Here is a 22,913-nt window from a genome sequence, read left to right as displayed (position 1 = left end):
GTCTTCGATTTGGGTCTTCTCAGACCGCAAGCCTTATCGTAACCGGCACATGGTCGGATGGCTTTTCCCAGGCACGGACGTGCTTTTCCACGTCACTCGATATGAAGCGGTTGGCCGCTTCCGGCGAAAGCATCAGATGGTCGATGCGGATGCCGTTGTTCTTCTGCCATGCACCGGCCTGATAATCCCAGAACGAGTAAATCCCGGCTTCATCCGTTGACGCACGGATTGCATCGGTGAACCCCATATTCTCCAGCCTGCGGAATGCCTGGCGCGATTGCGGCTGGAAGAGCGCATCGCCAACCCACTGGCCCGGATTTCTGGCGTCTTCCGGTTCAGGAATGACGTTATAGTCACCGGCAAGCACAAGCGGCTCTTCAAGGGCGAGGCGGTCTCTGGCCCAAAGCTCCAGCCGCTGCATCCACGAAAGCTTGTAGGGAAACTTCTCGGTGTCCACCGGATTGCCATTCGGCAGGTAAAGTGAAACGACACGGACAATGCCCTTGTCGGTCGAATAGACACCCTCGATGAAGCGCGCCTGTTCATCACTGTCGTCGCCGGGAAGGCCGCGATTTATCTCATCCGGCGATTTTTTCGACAGAAGTGCTACGCCGTTGAAGCCTTTCTGGCCGTGTGTTTCCACATGATAGCCGAGCGCTTCGATCTCCAGTCGCGGAAACTGGTCATCGACCGATTTGATTTCCTGCAGGCAGACAATGTCGGGCGAGGACTCCTTCAGCCAGTGCAGGAGATTGTCGATGCGGGCTTTGACGCCGTTGATGTTCCAGGTCGCGATTTTCATACCGCTATGATTATGCGCTTGGGGAGGTGAGGGCAAGCAGCGTGCAATCGCGCGTCACAGCTTTTCATCGGCTGCAATTTCACTATCCGCTCATATTTCGGCGCGGGCCCCTTTGATTGGCGGTTTCGCATTCCTATCTGCTCTGGACAGGAGCCAAACAGGAGATATTCGAATGTTCGACGCCAAGAAACTTCTCGAACAGTTTCTGGGATCACAAATACCCGGTACGTCGGGAAGCGTCCGCGACAAGGCCGGGCAGGTCACCGATCTGGCAAAGAAGAACCCGCTTGCGACAGGTGCTATCGCCGCCGCCATTCTTGGCACGAAGACCGGGCGCAAGCTCGCGGGCAATGTGGCGACCGTGGGCGGCATCGCCGCCATCGCCGGTTTGGGATATCTTGCCTACAAGAATTACAAATCCGGTCAGGCGCCGCAGACGGCAGAACAGCCCGTTGCGAAGGAGCCTGAACTTCTTCCGCCGCCTCCGGCCGATTCTCCGTTTCACCCGCAATCTCCGGCAATGAGCAACAGTTTTGCGCTCACGCTTGTGCAGGCGATGATTGCCGCCGCCAAAGCCGACGGCCATATCGACGACGCCGAGCGCGCTCGCATCATGGAGAAGGTAAGGATTTCCGGTCTGGACGATGAAGCGGAAGCCTTCCTTGAGAAGGAACTTGCCGATCCGGTTGATCTCGATGTTCTGGTTTCAGCCGCGCAGACTGAGGAACAGAAGGTCGAGCTTTATACGGCTTCCCGCCTTGCAATAGACCCGGATAACCGGGCCGAACGCGGATATCTGGATATGCTGGCCGGTCGTCTCGGCCTGCCGGATGCGCTGGTGGACCACATCGAGGCGACGGTCGCTTCGGTAAAGGTTTGAGGCCGGTTGTTTTCCCGCAGCCATGAAAAAACCGGCCGCCCACATGGCAGCCGGTTTTAATTTTTTCGTGGGTGCCAGTTAGATGGCGAAGCTGGTTCCGCAGCCGCAGGCCGAAGTGGCGTTCGGATTGCGGATCTGGAACGACTGTCCCATCAGGTCGTCGACGAAATCGATTTCCGAACCATCCATATAGGGAACCGAAATGGAATCGATCAGCACCTTCGCGCCCAGCTTTTCGATAACGATGTCGTCGTCGGTCTGCTCATCCACCAGATCGTACTTATAGGAGAAACCGGAACACCCGCCGCCTTCGACAGAAACGCGAAGGGCAGTCTTTCCCGGTTCCGATCCGAGAATCTTGGCGATCCGCTTTGCCGCGGAATCTGAAACGGTAATGCCTGTCATCTGCCTTGTTCCGTTTGCAAATGCGAATATCGAACCGGACGATTTCTCCAGAATTCCGATAGCCGCATACTTGCCTTCATGATTAGCTGATAGCTATGAACGCGAATAGCGGAAGTCAATGTCTGTACCGGGTCCGCACCGGTTTGTGTAATCATATTACAGTGAGGGATGCATCGCAATGTCGCTGGAAGGAATAGGCTTTGGTTATCGCGAACGCGCGCCCTATGCCTGTGATCCTGCGCGCAGCCGTGGCCGTCTGGTGCCGGAGCCGGAAAGCCCGACCCGCACGCCATTCCAGCGGGACCGCGACCGGATCATCCATTCCACCGCCTTTCGCCGCCTGAAGCACAAGACGCAGGTTTTCATCGCCCATGAGGGCGATCATTACCGCACGCGTCTCACGCACACGATAGAAGTTGCCCAGATTGCCCGCGCTTTGGCCCGCGCATTGCGGCTCGATGAAGATCTGGCCGAAGCGGTGGCGCTTGTCCACGATTTCGGCCACACGCCATTCGGCCATACGGGCGAGGAGGCGCTCAACGAGCGCATGAAAGCCTTTGGCGGCTTTGATCACAATGCGCAATCGCTCCGAATCGTGACCAAGCTTGAGCATCGCTACGCCGATTTCGACGGCCTCAATCTCTCATGGGAGACGCTGGAAGGGCTGGTCAAGCACAACGGCCCCTTGCTGGGCGCTCATGCGACGCATCCGGATATCCCGGTTCCGCTGCCGATTCTCGATTTCAACGAACGCTATGATCTGGAATTGACGCGATTTGCCAGTCTGGAAGCGCAGTGCGCGGCCATTGCCGACGATATCGCCTATAACGCCCATGATATAGATGACGGCTTGCGGGCAGGGCTTTTGAGCCTAGATGCGCTGGACGAAGTGCCGTTGACGAAACGCCTGCTCGATCTGGTGCGGACGCGTTATCCCGATCTCGACCCCGTGCGAACCGGACATGAACTTGTGCGCCGCCAGATCACGATCATGGTGGAAGACGTGATCGAGGAAGCGCAGCGCCGTCTGGCCGAGGCAAAACCGATGAGCGTGGATGACGTGCATGACCAATCGCGCGCGCTGGTGGCATTTTCCGACGCCATGCGAACCGATGAAAAGGTGCTGAAGCGGTTTCTCTTCAAGAATCTTTATTTCCACGACAGCGTCGTGGTGCGCAGGCACGCCGCCGACAAGATATTGCAGGACCTTTTTGATGTCTGTTTCGCCGATCCCTCAAACATGCCGCCCGAGTGGCAATCGGGCTGCGAGCGGCTGGATGAAGCGGCACGGGCGCGGCGGGTTGCCGACTATCTTGCCGGGATGACTGACAATTATGCCGTGCGAGAACACCGACGATTGTTTGACCGCACACCCGATTTAGCTTAATCGGGGCTAAACGAAGCGGCATTGTCGGCAAATCGGCTGGATTCCGCAGAAAATCAAGGCATTTTCGAGCCAAAAGTGCGAAGCGGTTTTGCATCGGACAATGCGACAAAACAAAGCCCGGCGTAAGCCTGACAGGACAGACCATGAATATCTTTGCAGATTTCGACGCACGTATCAAAAAGACGTTGCAAGATATTGATCTGAAACCGAAAGACGGTAGCGAACTGGACCTCTCGCGCATCGGTGTCGAGCCGCCGCGAGATGCATCCCACGGCGATATCGCCACCAATGCTGCAATGGTGCTTTCCAAGGCTGTCGGCCAGAACCCGCGTGAACTCGCCAGCCGCATCGCCGAGGCCCTTGCCTCGGACGAAGATGTGGAAACCGTCGATGTTGCCGGTCCGGGCTTCATCAATCTGCGTCTCAAGGCCAGCTACTGGCAGCGCGAACTCGCGGCGATGCTCAACGAAGGCACGGATTTCGGCCGTTCCAAGCTCGGCTCCGGCACGAAGGTCAATGTCGAATATGTTTCGGCGAACCCGACCGGCCCCATGCATGTGGGCCACTGCCGTGGCGCGGTCGTGGGCGACGTTCTGGCCAACCTGCTGAAATTTGCGGGCTATGATGTGGTCAAGGAATACTACATCAACGATGCGGGTGCGCAGATCGATGTGCTGGCGCGCTCCGTCATGGTGCGTTACCGCGAGGCGCTCGGCGAAGATATCGGCGAAATTCCGTCTGGCCTTTATCCCGGCGACTATCTCGTTCCGGTCGGCCAGGAACTTGCAAAGGAATTCGGCACCAGGCTTCTCGAAATGCCGGAAGCCGAAGCGCTTGCTCTGGTGAAGGATCGCACGATCGATGCCATGATGGCGATGATCCGCGCCGATCTCGATGCGCTCAACGTGCACCATGACGTGTTCTTCTCCGAACGCAAGCTGCATGTCGATCACGCCCGGGCGATTCGCAATGCAATCAACGACCTGACACTCAAGGGCCATGTCTACAAGGGCAAGCTGCCGCCGCCGAAGGGCCAGCTTCCCGAGGACTGGGAAGATCGCGAGCAGACCCTGTTCCGTTCGACCGAAGTGGGTGACGACATTGACCGTCCGCTGATGAAATCTGACGGTGCTTTCACTTACTTTGCCGGCGACGTTGCCTATTTCAAGGACAAATACGACCGCGGCTTCAACGAGATGATCTATGTGCTGGGCGCCGATCATGGTGGCTACGTCAAGCGTCTGGAAGCGGTTGCAAGGGCTGTTTCCGATGGCAAGGCGAAGCTGACGGTGCTGCTCTGCCAGCTGGTCAAGCTTTTCCGCGATGGCGAGCCTGTGCGCATGTCGAAGCGGGCAGGCGAGTTCATCACGCTGCGCGACGTGGTGGACGAAGTCGGCCGCGATCCGGTCCGTTTCATGATGCTTTACCGGAAGAACGACGCGCCGCTGGACTTCGATTTTGCCAAGGTGACGGAACAGTCGAAGGACAATCCGGTCTTCTACGTGCAGTATGCTTCCGCACGTTGCCATTCGGTTTTCCGTCAGGCAGCCGATCAGCTCGGGCTGGCCGATCTCGACCGGGTCGGCATGGCTGCGAATTTCAGCAAGCTTACCGATGAAAGCGAAATCGCGCTCGTTCGCAAGCTCGCGGAATATCCGCGCCTGATCGAGGCTGCGGCCATTCATCAGGAGCCGCACCGGCTTGCTTTCTACCTCTATGACCTCGCCAGCGCGTTCCATTCGCAATGGAATAGAGGCACGGAGAACCCGGACTTACGTTTTATTAAGGTTAACGATCCAGACTTGTCGCTAGCCAGGCTAGGGCTGGTACAGGTTGTTTCCGATGTGCTGACCTCCGGATTGACGATAATCGGTGCGGATGCTCCAACGGAAATGCGCTAGAGTATAGTTTGGAAGGTGAAGACCTTTTGAGACGGATTATACTCGAAGAATGGTCTCCGCAGTCTGCGGGCCGGTATATGCGGCTCGAGATGATTCCGGAGACCAGGCGACTGTCATGAAGCTTTTCAGGTCGAAAGACTGATTGAAGGCAAAAGTTGGCAAGTCGAACGGGTGGAAGGCCATAATGAACGCAAGTCATTGGTCTTCCTTCTGGCGCAGGAAACTTCCGTCAACTTTTGCCCACATTGCCTCGCTAAAAAAGCAATGTATGGAGACGTCTTGCGGCGTCCAGGGTTTGAGTTAGGAACACGCTATGACGGACAGCAGTGCAAATCCCCGTAATTACGGCGAGCGTCCGTTGCACGAAGACGACCCGCTGATGGAACTGTCGCGGATCATGGACTTCGGCACGCCTGCTGATGACAACGTCGCTTGGAATGAGCGCCGCCCCACTCAGTTTGGGAATACTCATTTCGAGGACAGAACCGATCCCGGCTTTGATCCCTCTCTGGATCTGGAACGCGAGCTGCTCGGCGATTTCAGCGATTATTCCCAGCCTGTGGACCAGTCGCAGTTCGCAGCCGCATCGGCGCAGGATGATTCCCATCAGTCTGGTGCACCTCTGATACATGAGGAAGAACTTGCTTCCGCTCTGGAAGACGAGCTCGATCTTCAGATGGATGAGGATGAGCTGGCTCCCGAAGTGGAAACGCCTTCCTTCGAGACGCTTGAGTTTGAGGAAGCCGATCGCACCGAGCCCGTGCCGCAATTCGACTATAACGACTATTCGGCTGCTCGCGATTCGAACGCGGACGACTTCACCGCATCGTCTTCCGTGTATGGTCGCAGGGAAACTATCGAGCCCCTTCATATCGATCATACCGATTACGATCCGACGATCTATCAGCCAGCCATTGAACCGCATGAAGAGGCTTACCAGTCGGCACGTCACCATGACTGGAATGTTCAGGCTGTCGAGCCCGAACAGCCGTCCTATGCTGCAGTTTCCGCGCCGGTTTCGCTTGAAGACGAACTGGAAAATCTCCTGTTTGGCGACGAGCCGCAGCCCGCATCCCCCGAGCTTGCATCGCATGACGAGACTTATTTCTCGCATGTGGCGCCCGCCGAATCGCCGGATGCCCATCACGATGTCGCACCGGTGCAGAATTCTGGATATCAGGATGCGCCCGAGCTGGACGACTTTCATTTCGATGATCTGCAGCTCGATGAGCCGGCCCATGACAGCGCAGCGGAAGCCGTCGCGCCGTCGGAGCAGGGATACGGCTACACGCCGCAGGCAACTCCTTCCGCATACCCGTATTATACGCGGAGCAATTTCGCTCCGGGAGTTGCAGGGCAGGATGCGGTAGCAAGGGCGCCGCAGGCCGACTACGCGCCCGCAGTGGAATCGGCATCATCTGTCGACAACGACGACGATTTCTCCTTCGACGACGATTTTTCTTTCGATGCCGAGGAAGGCGCGGCTCCAATTGCTGCCGAGGGAACGGACGACGATCTGTCGGAACTGGATGAAATCAGCCTCTCGGAAGATGATTTCGGCTTCGAGCCATCGGGCGACGTTTCCAGGCTGCCGGACGAGAACGCTTTCACCGAAGAGGATTTCTTCACGGAAGATGATCTTGATCTGAGCGCGGAACCCGAAGCAGAAGCAACGGCTTATGCGCATGCTGTGCGTTCGGATGATGATTACCGGGCTTCTCCGGCTCCGTTCTCGCCGTTCGGAATGGCTCACGGGACTGCAGTCAGCGCACCAGCGCCGGAAGTTGAAACGCTGAGCGTGGCCGAAGAAAAGGTCGAGCAGACCCATTCCCTCGATCTGCCGGAAATCAATTACGGCGAAGAAGAAAACAATGCCGGACTGACGGATCTCGAAGCGGAATTCGCAGAGGTCTTCAATACGGTTGGCGTCGATGAAGCGGCGAAATCCGATGCACAGAGCGAAGCTGACAGGGCTTTCGAGGACATATTCCGCGAAAGCGCCTCCAGCTATCTGCCGGACTCCGGCGCAGGCCTCGGTGCCGCTGTGGGGGCTGCCGCGTTGGGCGTTGGCGCTGCCACGGCTGCGGGGGCATATGGCCGCTCGCAGGCGACGACGCAGGCTCCGGCGCAGCCCTCCGGCCAATTGGGCAATGAGGACGATTTCTACAATCATTGGGCCGCTCAGGGCGCACAGCCGCTCGAAGCTGGCGACTATGGCGAACGCGCCGCGATGCAGGCGGAAGATGACCTTGGCAGCGCTGCCGAAGCCTATCGCAATCGCCCGGTTCGCGGTCGTCGGGGCCTTATCCTGGCAAGCGTGGCCGGTGTGGCCGTGCTGCTTGGCGGGATCGGCTACCATTTCCTCGGCGGCAGCGGTTCCGGTGAACCGGTCGTGATTCGCGCCGACAATCAGCCGATCAAGATGCAGCCGGAGAATCCGGGCGGTGCGACGGTTCCGAACCAGGACAAGGCGGTTTATGACCGCGTTGCCGGGACGCTGCCGAACAATCCGGAACAAAAGTCGCTGATCACGTCCGGCGAAGAGCCCGTCGATATTTCGGGCACGGATGACAGCGAGAACATGGTGGACAACACCCCTGACGAGCAGCCGGTGGCGAATAATGCTCCGGCCGTGAATCAGGACAGCAACCGCAATGCGCCGCTGGTTCAGCCGCGCGAAGTAGAAACCATGATCGTGCGGCCGGATGGTTCCATCGTTCAGCCTTCTTCGGCACCGGAAGAAACCGCTTCGCAAATGCCTCCGGCAAACAGCGCGCAGCCCGCAGCGCCTGCTGGTGGTGACGAAATCGCCGCGCTTGCAGCAGGCAACGCGCCTGTAACACCCGCCGCCCAGTCCCAGACACAGGCACCGGCTCCGCAGCCACAGCCTGCGGCGGAAGCTCCCCGTCTGCCCGTCCGTGCTCCGGTGGTACCGTCGCGTCCTGCTGAACAGCCGGTCAATATCGTCGGCAACGTGCCGCAGCGCACGCAGGCCCCGGCTGCTGCCAACCCGGCTCCTGCACCGGCTGCGCCGCAGGTTGCATCCGCGGCAGGTGCAGGCGGTTATTTCATCCAGATCGCTTCGCAGCCATCGGCTGAACTGGCCCAGAAGTCCTATGCGAACATGGCCCAGAAGTTTGGCAGCGTGATCGGCGGTCGCAGCGTGGACATCAAGCGGGCCGACATTCCGGGCAAGGGCACTTACTATCGTGTCCGCGTGCAGGGCGGCTCGAAGGAAGACGCATCCGCGCTGTGCGCACGCCTCAAATCCGCTGGCGGCAGCTGCTTCGTCACGCAGTGATCGATCAGGTACTGAGTATCGAAAGGGCGGCTCAGGTCGCCCTTTTTTATGGTCCACTACCAAGCCCCGATTTTTTCGGTTAAACCGGGGCAGGGTTGTTCGAGTACAGCATTTCCAGACAATTTTGGGGAAGAGCGCATGAAAGACTGCAAGGCATGGATTGCCGGTGTGTCGGGAACGAAACTGACGGAAGACGAGATCGCGTTCTTCCGTGATGAAAGGCCCTGGGGCTTCATTCTTTTTGCGCGCAATGTCGAAAGTCTGGAACAGGTTTCCGAGCTGACGGCGCATATGCGTGACTTGACGGGACGCGACCAGACCCCTGTTTTCATCGATCAGGAAGGTGGCCGCGTGCAGCGCCTTCGCCCGCCGCTTGTGCCGAACTACCCCTCAGCCTCGGAAGTGGGCGCGATTTACGCGCGCGACCGCGAGGCGGGCCTGCGTGCTGCATGGCTTCATGCCCGCCTGCATGCATTCGACTTGCTCAGGGTCGGCGTCAATGTGGACTGCCTGCCGGTGCTGGACGTGCCTGTGGAAGGCGCGCATGACGTCATCGGCGCACGCGCCTATTCCAAGAATCCGCATGCGGTAGCCGAGATGGGCCGGGCCGCTGCGGAAGGCTTGCTGGCTGGCGGCATGCTGCCGGTGGTCAAACATATGCCCGGACATGGCCGTGCATTTGCCGACACGCACAAGGAACTCGCCCGCGTCACCGTTCCTCTCAACGAACTGGTCGCGCATGATTTCGTGCCGTTCAAGGCGCTCAACGATCTGCCGATGGCAATGACGGCCCACGTCGTTTTCGATTGCATCGACCCGCAACGCCCATCGACACTGTCGCCAACCGTCATCAATACCATCATTCGCGATGTGATCCAGTTCGATGGACTTGTCATGAGCGACGACATCTCCATGAAGGCGCTCTCGGGCAGCCTCGGCGACATTGCGGATGGCATCATCGGGGCGGGCTGCGATGTAGTTCTCTATTGCGCAGGGGTGATGGAGGAACTGAAGGAAGTTGCAGCGCGTGTGCCGGTTCTTGAAGGCAAGGCAAAGCGCCGCGCCGACCTGGCTGAAGTCTACGCGGGCGACCCCGATCTTTCCGACGAGGAAGAATTGCGTGCGGAATTCAGCGCCATGTTCGAACTGATAGCGTAATCGTTAAAACTTGGTAAGCTGACTTCATCGGCGGATTGATCTGCCGGTGAATCTTATCGGCAGGGAAACGGGCTTGGCAGCATCGGGAGCAGACACAGACGGCAAAGACGGCACGCTCGTGCCGATGGATGCGCTGTGGCAGGGCGAAACCGAACGCAGCGAAAGCGAACCGTCGCTTCTCATCGATGTGCAGGGATTTGAAGGACCGCTCGATCTGCTGCTCCATCTCGCACGGAGCCAGCGTGTCGATCTCGCCCGTATTTCCGTTCTGGCGCTTGCCGAGCAGTATCTGGTGTTCGTGGAGCAGGCGCGTGCCTTGCGCCTTGAACTTGCTGCCGATTATCTCGTCATGGCCGCATGGCTCGCCTATCTCAAGTCGAAGCTGCTGATCCCGAAGCAACAGGGGGATGACGGAGCGACCGGTGAAGAACTGGCCGCTTCGCTGCATTATCGTTTGAAGCGGCTTGAAGCCATGCGCGACGCGGCGGCCAAGCTCGTCAACCGCAACCGGCTGGGGCGGGACGTCTTTGCGCGCGGCATGCCGGAAATGGTCATGGTCGACAGGACCAGCCAGTTTTCCGCGACCTTATATGATCTTCTTACCGCCTATGCTTCCCAACGGCAGCGGCAGGCGGTTTCACAGGTGCAGATCGCCAAGCGGGCTGTCTGGTCGCTGAAAGAAGCGCGCGTGGCACTTGTGCGCCTGATGGGATCGGTGGGGGACTGGATATCGCTGGATCGCTTCCTGATCGATTATGCCCTTTCACCGCGCGAAAGGGCTTCGGCACTTGCCAGTTCCTTCGCCGCCAGTCTCGAACTTGTGCGCGAAGGGAAGCTGGAAGTAAGGCAGAACGCTCCTTTCGAGCCGATCTATATAAGGGCGACGGGCGACCTGAGCGAATTGGATGAGGATGAGGATGTCTGAGGCGGAACGTCGAAATCTGGCTGAAATCGATAGCGACGACGATCAGATCGAAACGGATGTTTCTGTCTCGACGCAGGGGCTGGCCGAGCTTGCGCGCATTGTCGAGGCGATTGTCTTTGCGTCTTCGGAACCCGTTTCCGAACGCGCACTATCGGAACGTCTGCCCGCCAATGTGGACATTGCCCCGGTTTTGAAGCATCTGCAGAAGATATATGAAACGCGCGGCGTGCATCTGGTTCAGGTCGGCGGCGCATGGGCGTTTCGCACCGCCCCCGATCTCGCCTTTCTCATGAGCCGCGAAGCCGTGCAGCAGCGCAAGCTTTCGCGCGCTGCGATGGAAGTGCTGGCCATCATTGCCTATCATCAGCCCGTCACGCGGGCCGAGCTGGAGGACATTCGCGGTGTCGAAACCTCGAAGGGTACGCTTGACGTTCTGATGGAGACCGGCTGGATCAAGTTGCGCGGACGCCGCCGCACGCCCGGTCGCCCGGTCACCTATGGAACGACGGATGCGTTTCTCGACCATTTTGGCCTTCCGGAAATCCGCGATCTGCCCGGATTGGAAGAATTGCGCGGGGCAGGGCTCCTCTCTGCGCGCATGCCGTCGAGTTTCGCCGTCCCCGTGCCGAACATCGACCCGGATGAACTGACGGAAGACGAAGAGCCGCTTGAAGATATCGATCTGGAAAGCCTTGGCTTGCTCGCCCCACGCGGTGAATAGTCCCAGTCTGGCCTTTGCAGCCAATTTTATTTGTCGCAAAGCCGTTCACCGTCACACTTCTGTTTGAAAGATTTGTTGAAAGCGCTTAAATCGTAACTGGCATTGAAGGAACATGCCGCGCTCGCGGCAATGAGAGGAATAAAATGGGTAGCTTTTCCATCTGGCACTGGCTGATCGTCCTGGCGGTTGTGCTTCTTCTGTTCGGCCGCGGCAAGATTCCCGAGCTGATGGGCGATGTTGCCAAGGGCATCAAGAACTTCAAGCAGGGCATGTCCGACGAAGACGCCAAGGATGAAGCCAGGGATTCAGGTCGTACGATCGACGCCAAGGCTGATGAAACCGTCAACGACGTCAAGAAAACCACCAAGTCCTGATCTGACGGATAAAGCATGCTGCGTGCGGGAAAGCGCGCGCAGCATATTTTGCCATTTAAAAGTGCGGTTTTCCGCCGAAAGACGGGACGCGCGCGCGAATTGCGCGGGGTATCAAGAATATGTTCGACATCGGTTGGTCTGAACTTCTGATTATTGCGATCGTGATGATCGTGGTGGTCGGTCCCAAGGATTTGCCGAAGATGCTGAGGGCATTTGGCAAGGCAACCGCGCGCATGCGCGCTACCGCCAACGAGTTCAAGCAGCAGTTCGACGAAGCCTTGAAAGAGGCCGAGCTTGAGGACGTCAAGAACATCATCGACGAGACCCGCAAGCTGGACCCGCGCTCGAAGATCACGCAGGTGTTCGATCCGATTCGCAGCGCCGGAGAAGATTTGCGCGCTGGCCTTCAGTCCACGACTTCCATGTCTCCGGCTACACCTGAAAAAGTAGCTGAAGTGACGACGCCGGTTGATGTCGGTGGCGCACCGGTTCCGCCTGCTGTGGAGCCAGCCGCTGAAAAAGCCGTAGCGCCGAAGAAAACCACTCGCAAGGCTGCACCGAAGGCAGAGAACAAAGCGACCGAAACAGCCAAAGCGAAAGCGGCTCCGAAGGCGGTTTCCGCCGCAAAGCCTGCTGCCAAAAAGTCCGCAGCGGCGAAACCGGAAACTGCAAAGGCTGCTGCCGCACCTGCCAAGAAGACCACGAAGAAGACAGGAACCAAAGCGTGAAACGCGACGAGGACGAAATCGAACAGAGCGCAGCGCCTCTGCTTGAGCACCTGATCGAACTGCGCCGCCGCCTGATCTGGGCAATTCTGGCATTTTTCGTGGCATTTGTTTTCTGTTTCGCTTTCGCCAAACAGCTCTTCAACCTGCTTGTCGTGCCCTATCAGTGGGCGCTCGACTGGGCGGGCATGGACCGCTCGAAGGCAGAACTGATCTATACTGCGCCACAGGAATTCTTCTTCACACAGGTGAAGGTCGCAATGTTCGGCGGCATCGTGCTGGCGTTTCCGATCATTGCCGCGCAGATTTACAAGTTTGTTGCGCCGGGCCTCTACAAGCATGAACGCATGGCGTTCCTGCCATTCCTGATTGCTTCGCCGATCCTGTTTTTGATGGGCGGCGCACTCGTCTATTTCTTCTTCACGCCGATGGTGATGTGGTTCTTCCTCGCCATGCAGCAGACCGGCGGCAGCGGCGAAGTGCAGATTTCACTCCTGCCGAAAGTATCGGAATATCTGAGCCTCATCATGACGCTCATCTTTGCGTTTGGCCTGGTCTTCCAGCTGCCGGTCGTGACCAGTCTCATGGCGCGCGTCGGGTTGGTGACTTCGGCGGGTCTCAAAGACAAGCGCAAGTACGCAATCGTCATCGCTTTCATCGTCGCGGCTGTGCTGACGCCGCCTGATCCGGCGAGCCAGATCGGCCTTGCCTTGCCGACGATCCTTCTCTACGAGATTTCAATCATCGTGGCTCGCATGATCGAGAAGAAGCGGGATGAGGCACAGGAAGCTTCCGACGCCGAGAACAACGCTTCATCATCCTGATTTGTCACGTTGATTCTGTGAGGTCGCAGGTTGTGCGGCCTCGCTCCTGTTCAATTTCACGAAACGGCTTTTCCCATGCTCGACATCAAATGGATACGCGAAAACCCTGAAACCCTCGACAAAGCGCTCGCCAAGCGTGGGGCTCAGTCGCTGTCGTCCGAACTGATGGCGCTGGACGAGAAACGCCGCGAATATGTCGGCAAGGTTCAGGCCGCGCAGGAGCGTCGCAACGCCGCCTCGAAGGAAATCGGCAAGGCCATGGCTGCGAAGGATGCAGCAACGGCTGACAAGCTGAAGGCGGAAGTTGCCGAGTTGAAGGATTTTCTTGCTCAGGCCGAAGACGAGGAACGTCGCCTGACCAGGGAGTTGAACGACGCGCTGTCGTCCATCCCCAATGTTCCGCTCGAAGACGTGCCGCTCGGCAAGGATGAAAGCGACAATGTCGAAATCCGCCGCATCGGCAACCAGCGCAATTTCGCCTTTCAGCCGAAGGAACATTTCGAGTTGGGCGAGGCGCTCGGCTACATGGATTTCGAGCGCGCTGCGAAGCTCGCAGGTTCGCGCTTCACGGTGCTGAAAGGGCCGCTTGCGCGTCTGGAACGGGCGCTCGGTCAGTTCATGCTCGATCTCCACACGACAGAGCACGGCTACACCGAAACGATGCCGCCGCTGATGGTGCGCGACGAAGCTGTCTATGGAACCGGTCAGCTGCCGAAATTCTCGGAAGACCTTTTCCGCACCACGGATGGCCGCTGGCTCATTCCGACCGCCGAAGTTCCGCTGACCAATCTGGTCGCCGACGAAATCGTCGACGCGAAGTCGCTTCCCCAGCGTTATACGGCGCTGACGCCATGCTTCCGCTCGGAAGCGGGCTCCGCGGGCCGCGACACGCGCGGCATGCTGCGCCAGCATCAGTTCCTGAAAGTGGAAATGGTGTCGATCACCGATGCCGACAGCTCAATCGAAGAACACGAGCGCATGACTGCCTGTGCCGAGGAAGTGCTGAAGCGCCTCGGTCTGCCGTTCCGTACAGTCGTGCTCTGCACCGGCGACATGGGCTTCGGCGCGCAGAAGACCTATGACATCGAAGTGTGGCTGCCTGGCCAGAACACCTATCGCGAAATCTCCAGCTGCTCGGTCTGCGGCGATTTCCAGGGCCGTCGCATGAATGCCCGCTATCGTCCGGAAGGCGAAAAGTCGACCCGTTTCGTGCATACGCTGAACGGTTCGGGTGTCGCCGTCGGCCGTGCGCTTATCGCCGTGATGGAAAATTATCAGGAAGAAGACGGCAGCATTCATATTCCTGAAGCATTGCAGCCATACATGGGCGGCCTCACGCGGATCGAGAAAGCTGCGTGAATCAGAATCATTGATAAATGAAGGAGTGACGACGTGCGAATTCTGCTGACGAACGATGATGGTATCCACGCTGAAGGCCTCGCAGTTCTGGAGCGGATCGCACGCAAGCTCTCCGACGATGTTTGGGTCGTCGCTCCCGAAACCGATCAGAGCGGCCTCGCGCATTCGCTGACCCTGTCGGAGCCGCTCCGTCTCCGGCAGATCGATGATCGCCATTTCGCATTGCGCGGCACGCCGACCGATTGCGTCATCATGGGTGTGCGCCACGTGCTGCCGGGTGCGCCCGATCTCGTCCTCTCCGGCGTCAATTCCGGTGCGAACATGGCCGACGACGTAACCTATTCGGGTACGGTTGCCGGTGCGATGGAAGGAACCTTGCTGGGTGTACGCGCCATCGCACTGTCGCAGGAATATGAATATGAAGGCGATCGCCGTATCGTTCCGTGGGAAACGGCAGAAGCTCACGCGCCCGACCTTATCAAAAAGCTGATGGAGGCTGGCTGGCCGGAAGGGGTTCTCCTGAACCTGAATTTCCCCAATTGCGGGCCGGAGGAAGTGCAGGGCGTGCGCGTCACGGCGCAGGGCAAGCTCAGCCACGATGCGCGCCTCGATGAGCGCCGCGACGGACGCGGCTTCCCTTATTTCTGGCTGCATTTCGGCCGCGGCAAGGCACCGGTTGCCGACGACAGCGACATAGCGGCCATTCGTTCCGATTGCATTTCGGTCACCCCGTTGCACCTTGATCTGACCGCGCATAAGGTTCGGGCAGAATTGAGTGCAGCACTTGGGGTTGAAGCATGAGGCAGGCAGCGTCTGAGCGCCCACGGCTTTCGGACAGGGAAGGATTTGCATCCTTCGTCATGCGGATGCGCGGATACGGTATTGACGATCCGCGTCTCTTTGCAGCCATTGAGGCCACGCCCCGCCAGAGTTTTCTGGCCTCCGCATGGTCTCATCTCGCCTACAGCCCCCGCACTGCGCCGCTCGACTGCGGCGAGTACATGGAGGGCATCGATGAGCAGGCCCGCGCCATTGCTGCGCTGAAATTGGAGCCCGGTCATCGGGTTCTGGAAATCGGAACAGGCTCCGGTTTCACGGCGGCTGTCATGTCTTCGCTTTCCGGTCGTGTCACGACCGTCGAGCGCTACCGCAAGCTTTGCGACCACGCCTTGCAGCAATTCGTGTCGCTGAAGCGTGAAAACATCATGGTCAAGCATGCCGATGGTCGTCATGGAATGCCGGGCGGTCCGTTTGATCGTATCCTGATCTGGCTCGCTTTCGACGAGGTGCCGCGTCACTTCGTTGATCTGCTGGCGACGCATGGGGTGTTGATTGCCCCCATCGGTCCGGGCGATGGCCCGCAGGTCATGACGCGCATAGCCAAGGTTGGAAGCCGATTCGAGCAGGAGGACCTGATGGCGGTTCGCTACCAGCCTTTTATCGAAGGCGTCTCGTCGGTTCTGTGACCGACGCGCATTGATTCGTCAAAAAGAAGGCTCTTTGGCTCTGTCCGGCCTCGTCGGGGAGGGCCTCCGGCCGCTTTGTGCGCTTATGGTATTTAATTGGTGAATCTTTTTTCGAAGATTTGTCGTTCTTAACCAGAGAGTAACATTAACGCGTTTTAATCACCTTACTGAGTTTCGAGTATGGGCGAGTTGAACATGCGTTTACAAATTTTGCAGCACACGTCTGAACGTCTCCTGCGGAATGTCGCGATCGTTCTGATTGCCGGTTTTGGTGCCGGGTGCAGTGCCGATACGATGCGCTTCACTGATGGTATCAGTACGGGCTCTACGTCCAGTCAGCGTGTCGCGCAGCAGCCGGCTGGCGATCTTTATGCATCTGCGGCTCCTGTAGCTCCCGCTTCCAGCGGTTCGGTCCAGCGCAATTCGCTGCCGCCGGTGACATCGGCGCCGATGGCTGCGCCTGTCGCGGCAGCGCGCCAGTCCGTTCAGGCTCCGGTTGCAGCGGCATCCAATCACATCCAGAGCCAAGTCGGGCAGGCACAGGACATGGCCGCAAACCGTGTAAACAACACGGTCAACGCAGCCGAAACCAAGGTTGCCAGCGCAGCCACTGCTACGCGCAATACCGTGAACGGCGCGCAGGAAAAGGTTCTGGGCCAGCTTCCAGCAGCCCCGGCTGCACCCCGGCCGACGGATAACAATATCGCGGTCGTGCCGCAGGCGCCTGCCGTCAACGGCAAGAAGCCTTCGGCAACCGACATGGCCTCGGCGGGGGCAAATGCTACCACGCCGCCAGCACCGAACGGCACCTATACTGTCAAGAGCGGCGATTCACTCTTCTCCATCGCGCAGAAGCACAATGTGCCTGTCGAGCAGTTGAAGAAGGCCAACGGACTGTCGAACGGCGCCATCCGCGTCGGTCAGGCTCTCATAATTCCATCTGCCGCAGCAGGAAACGCGACACAGGTTGCAGCTGTTTCGCAGCCGCCGGAAAACCCGGCCAAGGCTGCTGCTGCGCCCGCCGCCAATGCCGATGTCAAGCCTTACACGCCGCCGCAGGCGAGCAACAAGGTGATCGAGGATGCCGAAAAGGATCAGGCGGCAGCGCCTTCCTCAACCGGCATTTCCCAGATGCGCTGGCCGGTCCGTGGCCGTATTCTCGCGAGCTTTGGCCAGCGTGACGGCACCTCGGTGAGCGACGGCATCGATATCATGGTTCCGGAAGGAACTTCGGTGAAGGCTGCCGAAAACGGCGTCGTCATCTATGCCGGTGACGGCCTCAAGGAGTTCGGCCAGACGGTTCTGATCCGCCACGACAACGGCCTTGTCACCGTCTACGGTCACAACAGCCAGATACTGGTTCAGCGCGGGCAGAAAGTCCGTCGCGGCGAAGAAGTTGCAAAGTCAGGCATGAGCGGCAACGCGAAATCTCCGAAGCTGCACTTCGAGGTGCGCAAGAACTCCGCTCCGGTCAATCCGAGCAAATATCTGGAATCCTGATCGAGAAGACGGTTCCGGGAGCGCGGTGACAGTTCGACTTGAGAACCTCCAGCTCTATAAACCACCGAGATAAAAAAGAAGGCGGGCCCCAAGGCCCGCCTTTCTTGTCATGGTGGTATCGTGGTTTCACATCGCTATGCCGAGGCGACCCGCCAGATCTTGTATATATTGCCATGCAACACGGCCTGAGCGGTTTCCGCGTGTGGTGGACCATTCCAGCGCTTCGGCGTGCATCTTTTCGGAATCGTAAGCCAGCTTGAAATAGGCCGCATAGCCATCGACCATGGCGAGATAATCGTCCTGGCTGCATTTATGGAAACCGAGCCAGAGACCGAAGCGGTCTGACAGCGAAACCTTTTCCTCAATGGCCTCCGAAGGGTTGATCGCCGTCGAGCGCTCATTGTCGATCATGTCGCGCGGCATCAGGTGACGCCGGTTCGAGGTCGCATAGAAGATCACATTGGCTGGACGACCTTCCACGCCGCCTTCGAGCGCCGCCTTGAGCGACTTGTACGACGTGTCGTCGTGATCGAAGGAGAGGTCGTCGCAGAACAGGATGAAGCGATAGTCTGTATCCTTGATGAGATTCATCAAGGTAGGAAGGCTATCAATATCCTCGCGGTGGATTTCGATCAGCTTGAGCGGTACCCGCTCCGGCATTTCGGCGTTGACGCTTGCCTGCGCAGCCTTGACGAGCGAGGATTTGCCCATGCCGCGCGCGCCCCAGAGCAGCACATTGTTGGCCGGGAAACCTTTTGCAAAGCGCCGGGTATTGTCCACCAGCTGGTCACGCACCAAATCTACGCCACGGATCAGCGCGATATCCACTCGATTGACACGCTTGACCGGATCAAGGGTCAGTCGTTCCGGTGCCCAGACAAAGCAGTCTGCGGCATCGAGATCGGGTGTTTTGGCTTCCGGCGGCGCAATGCGTTCCAGAGTGGCGATCAAACGGTCCAGTTTCTGGCTGAGTATGTCTTCGGTCGTCATTTCTTGTCCCTGATGATAGGAATATGGACTTAACATGCCACAGCGGAGGCGAAAAGTGTGCGACCTTGGCACAGGCGGGGTTATCGCCGGTTGCATTTGGCGCGCTAACCATTGTAATGCCGATAATAATTTGTCTTCGAGACTTCAGAGGAGTTCCTAATGTTCGTAACACCGGCTTTCGCTCAGGCATCCGGCGGCGCTGCTGGGCCAGACATGCTCATGAGCATTCTGCCGTTCATCCTGATCTTCGTGATCATGTACTTCCTCATCATCCGCCCGCAGCGGACCCAGATGAAGAAGCGTCAGGAAATGCTGTCTCAGGTTCGTCGCGGCGATACCGTTGTCACCGGCGGCGGCATTGTCGGCAAGGTTCAGAAGGTCGTTGATGACAACGAACTCGAAGTCGAAATTGCTGAAGGCGTTCGCATCCGCGTCATGCGCAGCACCCTGATGGATGTTCGCGTGAAGGGCGAACCTGTCGCCGACAACAAGAACAAGTAATTCTTTTACGACAAGCAGGCCCCGGTAAGATTTCCATAACCGGGGCCTGTGCATTATTCGGCAAGCGCCAGAACGTGCGCGCCACGACGCCGGAGAGCGGTTCGCAACAGGTGAACTCCGGCCTGCTCTATCCAAGCTGATACGGAATTGCTGCTCTATGCTCTATTTTTCACGCTGGAAATCTGCCCTGATCTGGCTCGCGGTTCTCGTGAGCTTCATCATCGCTTCCCCCAACTTTTTCTCGCGTGAAACGCTGGCCAAACTGCCAGGCTTCCTGCCGAAGCAGCAGATCGCCCTCGGGCTGGATCTCTCCGGCGGCTCGCGCCTGGTCCTGCAAGTGCAGAATCCGGGACGAGGGGAACTCGAGCTCACGGCGAACATCATGCGCCAGCGCCTCGAGGAACTGGGATATGGCAAGCCCTTCGTCGAAGCGGAAAACCGCAATCAGATTCGGGTTGAAGTTCCTGGCGTCTACGACGCGCAGCTTCTGAAGGACATTCTCAGCGTTCGTGGCAATTTCTCCTTCCGTGCGGTCGACAGCACGATGGGGCCGGATGACGCCATTCGTGGAACGCCGCCGGCCGACAGCGAGGTCATCTACTCCTACGACGATCCGCCCGTCGGTTACCTCGTCAAGAAACAGCCGATCCTGACCGGCGCCAATGTGACCGACGCCAAGGCGACGCTGGCGGACGACGATACGGAACCGGTCATTACGCTGACGCTGGACGATGCGGGCCGAAAGAATCTCGCCGAAGCAACCTCGCAACTGGTTGGCGGAAGCTTCGCCATCGTTGTCGATAACCAGATCGTATCCGCGCCTGCCGTGGATGAAAAGCTCGACACGAATGAGCTGCAGATTTCCGGCGCCTTCGATCTTCAGGCGGCTAACAATATGGCAGTCGTGCTGCGTTCGGGCGCGCTGCCGCAGAACGTTACGGTTCTGGAAGAGCGCACGATTGCATCCGCTCTGGGCGAAGATTACGCCAGCGCCGCAGCATTGGCCGCTTTGCTGGCCGCGCTGCTCGTCGGCCTGTTCATGGTCTTGTCCTACGGCATCCTTGGTGTGATCGCCATGGTCGCGCTCGCCGTCAACATCATCATCCTTACAGCCATACTTTCGCTGATCGGTGCATCGATCAGCCTTGCAAGTATCGCCGGTCTGGTGCTGACCATAGGCCTGGCTGTTGACGCTCACATCCTCATTTATGAACGTGTGCGCGAAGATCGCCGCAAGGGTTATTCCGTCGTCCAGGCGATGGAATCCGGCTTTTATCGCGCTCTTTCAACCATCATCGATGCGAACCTTACCACGCTGATTGCGGCGCTCGTCCTTTTCCTGCTCGGCTCGGGAACGGTGCATGGTTTCGCGCTGACGGTCGCGGTCGGTATCGGCACGACGCTCTTCACCACGCTCACCTTCACGCGCCTGCTGATCGCGCAATGGGTGCGCACGGCCAAGCCGAAGGAAGTGCCGAAGCGTCGCCTGAAGCTGGTCCCGACGGTAACCCACATTCCCTTCATGCGTCTCCAATTCGTCACGCTTGGCATTTCGGTCCTTGCCTGCGCGATTGTTGTCGCCTTGTTCGTCAATATCGGCTTCAACTACGGCATCGATTTCCGTGGCGGCTCGATGGTCGAACTGCAGGCGCGCAGCGGCGACGCCAATCTGGAAGATATCACCGAGCGGCTTACCGAGCTCAACATCGACAGCGCCCGTGTCCTTCCGGCAAAATCTCCGCGCTCCGCGCTCGTCATCATCGGCAGTCAGGAAGTCGGCGACGATGCAGAACAAACCGTCGCTGTGAAGCTGCGCGGCGAGTTCGAGCAGGATTATTCATTCCAGCGCGTCGAAGTCGTTGGACCGACTGTTTCGGAACAGCTTTCCCGCGCCGGCATTCTGGCGGTCATTCTGTCGCTAATCGGCATCTTCATTTACGTGTGGGTCCGGTTCCGCTGGCAGCTTGCGCTTGGTGCGGTGCTGTCTACCCTGCACGACGTCATCATTCTGGCGGGCATGTTCATTGTGTTCCGCATGGAATTCAATCTGTGGAGCGTCGCGGCGATCCTGACCATCATCGGCTATTCGCTGAACGATACGGTGGTGATCTATGACCGCGTGCGCGAGAACCTGCGCGTCTATAAAAGCGCGCCGCTGCCTGCCATCATCGACGCCTCGATCAACCAGACGCTGTCGCGTACCTTGCTGACGTCCTTCGTGACATTCCTCGCGCATATCCCGCTTTATGCCTTTGGCGGCGCGGATATTCGCAGTTTCGCGCTGGCATTGAGCGTGGGTATTATAGTGGCGAGCTACTCGTCGATCTTCATCGCGGCTCCTTTGCTGGTCCAGTTCGGCCTCAAGCCGCGCGGACCGAATGAGTCCAGCGATTCCATGGACGACGAACTGGCGCAATCGCTGAATTTGGAAAGCTGACAATGGCCCATGGGATAGAGATAAGAGAGGCCCATTTTCCCGGCCGCGCGCCCATTGATGCCTATGGCAACGGGGGCTTTCGCTTTGCGGAAATGTCGCATCGCGGATCGATCCTGTGTCTGCCCTCGGGAATTCACGGCTGGGAACCCGCCACGCCGCCCTTGCTAGCAAAAGCCGATCTGGAAATAATCCTGGAACAGGCATCCGATATTGAAATCCTGCTGGTAGGTACGGGCATGGATCTGCGCCGGATTCCTGAAGACGTTCGCGCCATCTTGCGCGACCATCGCATTTCTTCCGATCCCATGAGCACGGGCGCTGCCGTTCGCACCTATAATGTGCTTTTGGCCGAAGATCGTGCGGTTGCGGCGGCGCTGATTGCTGTAGATTGATACCATGAACGAGAATGAGGCACATTGCCTGGCATTGCTTCGCGAAGCTGACCGGGATCGCTACCTTTCGGTACTTTACGCGCCGGAAGACCGCCGCGGCGGTCTGGCTGCACTATACGCGTTCAATGCGGAAATTGCGCGTATTCGCGAACTGGTCCACGAACCGCTGCCGGGAGAGGTGCGCCTGCAATGGTGGCGTGATCTGATCAACGGCGAGGCGAGGGGCAGCGCAGAAGCGCATCCCGTTGCCGCAGCCCTTATCGGAACAATCGACAAATATGAATTGCCGCGAGCAGCCTTCGACAATTACTGCGAAGCACGCATCTTTGATCTTTATGACGATCCGATGCCGAGCCGCAACGATCTGGAAGGTTATTGCGGGGAAACCGCTTCGGCGATCATCCAGCTGGCCGGTTTTATACTGGACCGGGATGCCGCGCAGGCACAGACCGAGACAACCGGCCATGCCGGCGTCGCGCAGGCCGTGACCGGTTTGCTTCGTCTCATGCCCATTCATCGGCGGCGTGGGCAACTCTATGTCCCTGCGGATATGTTGCAGGCGGTGGGTGTGACCCGCGAGGTCTTCCTCGCCGGTGAAGACAAAGCGGCCACCGGACGCGTCATCAGCATCATGCTGGCTTTCGCGCGGGAGCATCTGGCGATTTTCGAGAAAAACAAGTCGCAACTGCCGAAGAGCCTTGCTCCGGCATTTTTGCCTTTGGCGCTTGTCCCGGCCTATCTGCGAGCAATCGAGCGCCTTGGCACCGAGGCTGTGGAGAAGGTGGCGGACATTTCGGCTATTCGGAAACAATGGCTGATGTTCAGAGCCAGTTTCTAAGCATTCAAAAAGGAGAGGCTTCAGTCC

The 22,913-nt window shown here is 58.5% G+C and carries 21 protein-coding genes; 18 read left to right on the top strand and 3 right to left on the bottom strand.

Going from position 1 to position 22,913, the window contains the following annotated elements; all coding sequences use genetic code 11:
• Positions 1 to 19: 19 nt before the first annotated feature.
• Positions 20 to 802, bottom strand: coding sequence for an exodeoxyribonuclease III (xth, locus tag ABWW28_RS05600; RefSeq protein ID WP_021585047.1), 783 nt, complete (start codon positions 800 to 802; stop codon positions 20 to 22).
• Positions 803 to 974: 172 nt separating this feature from the next.
• Between xth and ABWW28_RS05595 the strand changes: the two genes are divergently transcribed.
• Complete coding sequence (locus ABWW28_RS05595) at positions 975 to 1,682, top strand: tellurite resistance TerB family protein (protein ID WP_112669648.1); 708 nt, start codon at positions 975 to 977, stop codon at positions 1,680 to 1,682.
• Positions 1,683 to 1,760: 78 nt separating this feature from the next.
• Here ABWW28_RS05595 and erpA read toward each other — a convergent pair whose 3' ends face one another.
• Positions 1,761 to 2,087: an iron-sulfur cluster insertion protein ErpA gene (gene erpA / locus ABWW28_RS05590; RefSeq protein WP_006471759.1), complete on the bottom strand. Its 327-nt coding sequence runs from the start codon at positions 2,085 to 2,087 to the stop codon at positions 1,761 to 1,763.
• Between the two features lie 178 nt (positions 2,088 to 2,265).
• Here erpA and ABWW28_RS05585 point away from each other — a divergent pair, with 178 nt between their 5' ends.
• From ABWW28_RS05585 to dipM, 13 genes are all read left to right on the top strand, one after another.
• Positions 2,266 to 3,474 carry a deoxyguanosinetriphosphate triphosphohydrolase gene (locus ABWW28_RS05585; protein ID WP_112669650.1) on the top strand — a complete coding sequence of 403 codons (1,209 nt, stop codon included), beginning with the start codon at positions 2,266 to 2,268 and terminating at the stop codon, positions 3,472 to 3,474.
• A gap of 143 nt (positions 3,475 to 3,617) precedes the next feature.
• Positions 3,618 to 5,375 (top strand): arginine--tRNA ligase, encoded by a 1,758-nt coding sequence (argS, locus tag ABWW28_RS05580; protein WP_021585050.1) that lies wholly within the window; start codon positions 3,618 to 3,620, stop codon positions 5,373 to 5,375.
• Between the two features lie 313 nt (positions 5,376 to 5,688).
• Positions 5,689 to 8,676 (top strand): SPOR domain-containing protein, encoded by a 2,988-nt coding sequence (locus tag ABWW28_RS05575; RefSeq protein WP_021585051.1) that lies wholly within the window; start codon positions 5,689 to 5,691, stop codon positions 8,674 to 8,676.
• Positions 8,677 to 8,814: 138 nt separating this feature from the next.
• Positions 8,815 to 9,834 carry a beta-N-acetylhexosaminidase gene (gene nagZ / locus ABWW28_RS05570; RefSeq protein ID WP_021585052.1) on the top strand — a complete coding sequence of 340 codons (1,020 nt, stop codon included), beginning with the start codon at positions 8,815 to 8,817 and terminating at the stop codon, positions 9,832 to 9,834.
• 73 nt (positions 9,835 to 9,907) lie between these two features.
• Entirely contained in the window at positions 9,908 to 10,759 is an 852-nt protein-coding gene (locus tag ABWW28_RS05565; RefSeq protein WP_021585053.1) for a segregation and condensation protein A, read from the top strand.
• Complete coding sequence (gene scpB, locus ABWW28_RS05560; RefSeq protein WP_021585054.1) at positions 10,752 to 11,480, top strand: SMC-Scp complex subunit ScpB; 729 nt, start codon at positions 10,752 to 10,754, stop codon at positions 11,478 to 11,480. Before ABWW28_RS05565 ends, scpB begins: the two co-directional genes overlap by 8 nt.
• Positions 11,481 to 11,623: 143 nt before the next feature.
• Positions 11,624 to 11,854: a twin-arginine translocase TatA/TatE family subunit gene (locus tag ABWW28_RS05555; RefSeq protein ID WP_006466664.1), complete on the top strand. Its 231-nt coding sequence runs from the start codon at positions 11,624 to 11,626 to the stop codon at positions 11,852 to 11,854.
• A 119-nt stretch (positions 11,855 to 11,973) separates the two neighbouring features.
• Positions 11,974 to 12,582 (top strand): Sec-independent protein translocase protein TatB, encoded by a 609-nt coding sequence (gene tatB, locus ABWW28_RS05550; protein ID WP_021585055.1) that lies wholly within the window; start codon positions 11,974 to 11,976, stop codon positions 12,580 to 12,582.
• Complete coding sequence (gene tatC / locus ABWW28_RS05545) at positions 12,579 to 13,403, top strand: twin-arginine translocase subunit TatC (RefSeq protein ID WP_006466666.1); 825 nt, start codon at positions 12,579 to 12,581, stop codon at positions 13,401 to 13,403. The genes tatB and tatC overlap by 4 nt, the downstream gene beginning before the upstream one ends.
• A gap of 75 nt (positions 13,404 to 13,478) precedes the next feature.
• On the top strand, positions 13,479 to 14,762 hold the full coding sequence (serS, locus tag ABWW28_RS05540) for a serine--tRNA ligase (protein ID WP_021585056.1): 1,284 nt from the start codon (positions 13,479 to 13,481) through the stop codon (positions 14,760 to 14,762).
• A 33-nt stretch (positions 14,763 to 14,795) separates the two neighbouring features.
• Positions 14,796 to 15,563 (top strand): 5'/3'-nucleotidase SurE, encoded by a 768-nt coding sequence (gene surE / locus ABWW28_RS05535; protein ID WP_006466668.1) that lies wholly within the window; start codon positions 14,796 to 14,798, stop codon positions 15,561 to 15,563.
• The gene (locus ABWW28_RS05530) at positions 15,560 to 16,228 is read left to right on the top strand and encodes a protein-L-isoaspartate(D-aspartate) O-methyltransferase (protein ID WP_006466669.1); all 669 of its coding nucleotides are present in this window, start codon (positions 15,560 to 15,562) and stop codon (positions 16,226 to 16,228) included. The genes surE and ABWW28_RS05530 overlap by 4 nt, the downstream gene beginning before the upstream one ends.
• A 180-nt stretch (positions 16,229 to 16,408) precedes the next feature.
• Complete coding sequence (dipM, locus tag ABWW28_RS05525; RefSeq protein ID WP_353390501.1) at positions 16,409 to 17,728, top strand: cell division endopeptidase DipM; 1,320 nt, start codon at positions 16,409 to 16,411, stop codon at positions 17,726 to 17,728.
• A gap of 126 nt (positions 17,729 to 17,854) precedes the next feature.
• Here the strand turns inward: dipM and ABWW28_RS05520 are convergent, their stop codons facing one another.
• Positions 17,855 to 18,718 carry an ATP-binding protein gene (locus ABWW28_RS05520; RefSeq protein WP_021585059.1) on the bottom strand — a complete coding sequence of 288 codons (864 nt, stop codon included), beginning with the start codon at positions 18,716 to 18,718 and terminating at the stop codon, positions 17,855 to 17,857.
• Positions 18,719 to 18,877: 159 nt separating this feature from the next.
• On the opposite strand from ABWW28_RS05520, the gene yajC reads away from it, so the two are divergent.
• From yajC to ABWW28_RS05500, 4 genes are all read left to right on the top strand, one after another.
• On the top strand, positions 18,878 to 19,219 hold the full coding sequence (yajC, locus tag ABWW28_RS05515) for a preprotein translocase subunit YajC (RefSeq protein WP_006466672.1): 342 nt from the start codon (positions 18,878 to 18,880) through the stop codon (positions 19,217 to 19,219).
• Positions 19,220 to 19,376: 157 nt separating this feature from the next.
• Positions 19,377 to 21,656 (top strand): protein translocase subunit SecDF, encoded by a 2,280-nt coding sequence (gene secDF / locus ABWW28_RS05510; RefSeq protein ID WP_021585060.1) that lies wholly within the window; start codon positions 19,377 to 19,379, stop codon positions 21,654 to 21,656.
• Between the two features lie 2 nt (positions 21,657 to 21,658).
• Positions 21,659 to 22,048: an Mth938-like domain-containing protein gene (locus ABWW28_RS05505; RefSeq protein WP_021585061.1), complete on the top strand. Its 390-nt coding sequence runs from the start codon at positions 21,659 to 21,661 to the stop codon at positions 22,046 to 22,048.
• 4 nt (positions 22,049 to 22,052) lie between these two features.
• Positions 22,053 to 22,886, top strand: coding sequence for a phytoene/squalene synthase family protein (locus ABWW28_RS05500; RefSeq protein ID WP_021585062.1), 834 nt, complete (start codon positions 22,053 to 22,055; stop codon positions 22,884 to 22,886).
• The last annotated feature ends 27 nt before the right edge of the window (positions 22,887 to 22,913 follow it).

Source organism: Brucella sp. NBRC 14130 (genome assembly GCF_040371715.1).
In the GTDB taxonomy this organism is placed as follows: Bacteria; Pseudomonadota; Alphaproteobacteria; order Rhizobiales; family Rhizobiaceae; genus Brucella; species Brucella intermedia.
The sequence above is the reverse complement of the archived record's forward strand: the minus strand, read 5'-3'. Positions and strand labels throughout refer to the sequence as shown.

What these genes read in the sequence shown, in the direction of transcription:
- ABWW28_RS05505 (WP_021585061.1), top strand. Translation starts at nt 21,659, where the DNA reads ATGGCCCATGGGATAGAGATAAGAGAGGCCCATTTTCCCGGCCGCGCG.
- erpA (WP_006471759.1), bottom strand. Translation starts at nt 2,087, where the DNA reads ATGACAGGCATTACCGTTTCAGATTCCGCGGCAAAGCGGATCGCCAAG.
- serS (WP_021585056.1), top strand. Translation starts at nt 13,479, where the DNA reads ATGCTCGACATCAAATGGATACGCGAAAACCCTGAAACCCTCGACAAA.
- ABWW28_RS05530 (WP_006466669.1), top strand. Translation starts at nt 15,560, where the DNA reads ATGAGGCAGGCAGCGTCTGAGCGCCCACGGCTTTCGGACAGGGAAGGA.
- xth (WP_021585047.1), bottom strand. Translation starts at nt 802, where the DNA reads ATGAAAATCGCGACCTGGAACATCAACGGCGTCAAAGCCCGCATCGAC.
- dipM (WP_353390501.1), top strand. Translation starts at nt 16,409, where the DNA reads ATGGGCGAGTTGAACATGCGTTTACAAATTTTGCAGCACACGTCTGAA.
- ABWW28_RS05555 (WP_006466664.1), top strand. Translation starts at nt 11,624, where the DNA reads ATGGGTAGCTTTTCCATCTGGCACTGGCTGATCGTCCTGGCGGTTGTG.
- argS (WP_021585050.1), top strand. Translation starts at nt 3,618, where the DNA reads ATGAATATCTTTGCAGATTTCGACGCACGTATCAAAAAGACGTTGCAA.
- secDF (WP_021585060.1), top strand. Translation starts at nt 19,377, where the DNA reads ATGCTCTATTTTTCACGCTGGAAATCTGCCCTGATCTGGCTCGCGGTT.
- scpB (WP_021585054.1), top strand. Translation starts at nt 10,752, where the DNA reads ATGTCTGAGGCGGAACGTCGAAATCTGGCTGAAATCGATAGCGACGAC.
- nagZ (WP_021585052.1), top strand. Translation starts at nt 8,815, where the DNA reads ATGAAAGACTGCAAGGCATGGATTGCCGGTGTGTCGGGAACGAAACTG.
- ABWW28_RS05595 (WP_112669648.1), top strand. Translation starts at nt 975, where the DNA reads ATGTTCGACGCCAAGAAACTTCTCGAACAGTTTCTGGGATCACAAATA.
- ABWW28_RS05500 (WP_021585062.1), top strand. Translation starts at nt 22,053, where the DNA reads ATGAACGAGAATGAGGCACATTGCCTGGCATTGCTTCGCGAAGCTGAC.
- ABWW28_RS05575 (WP_021585051.1), top strand. Translation starts at nt 5,689, where the DNA reads ATGACGGACAGCAGTGCAAATCCCCGTAATTACGGCGAGCGTCCGTTG.
- yajC (WP_006466672.1), top strand. Translation starts at nt 18,878, where the DNA reads ATGTTCGTAACACCGGCTTTCGCTCAGGCATCCGGCGGCGCTGCTGGG.
- ABWW28_RS05585 (WP_112669650.1), top strand. Translation starts at nt 2,266, where the DNA reads ATGTCGCTGGAAGGAATAGGCTTTGGTTATCGCGAACGCGCGCCCTAT.
- tatB (WP_021585055.1), top strand. Translation starts at nt 11,974, where the DNA reads ATGTTCGACATCGGTTGGTCTGAACTTCTGATTATTGCGATCGTGATG.
- ABWW28_RS05520 (WP_021585059.1), bottom strand. Translation starts at nt 18,718, where the DNA reads ATGACGACCGAAGACATACTCAGCCAGAAACTGGACCGTTTGATCGCC.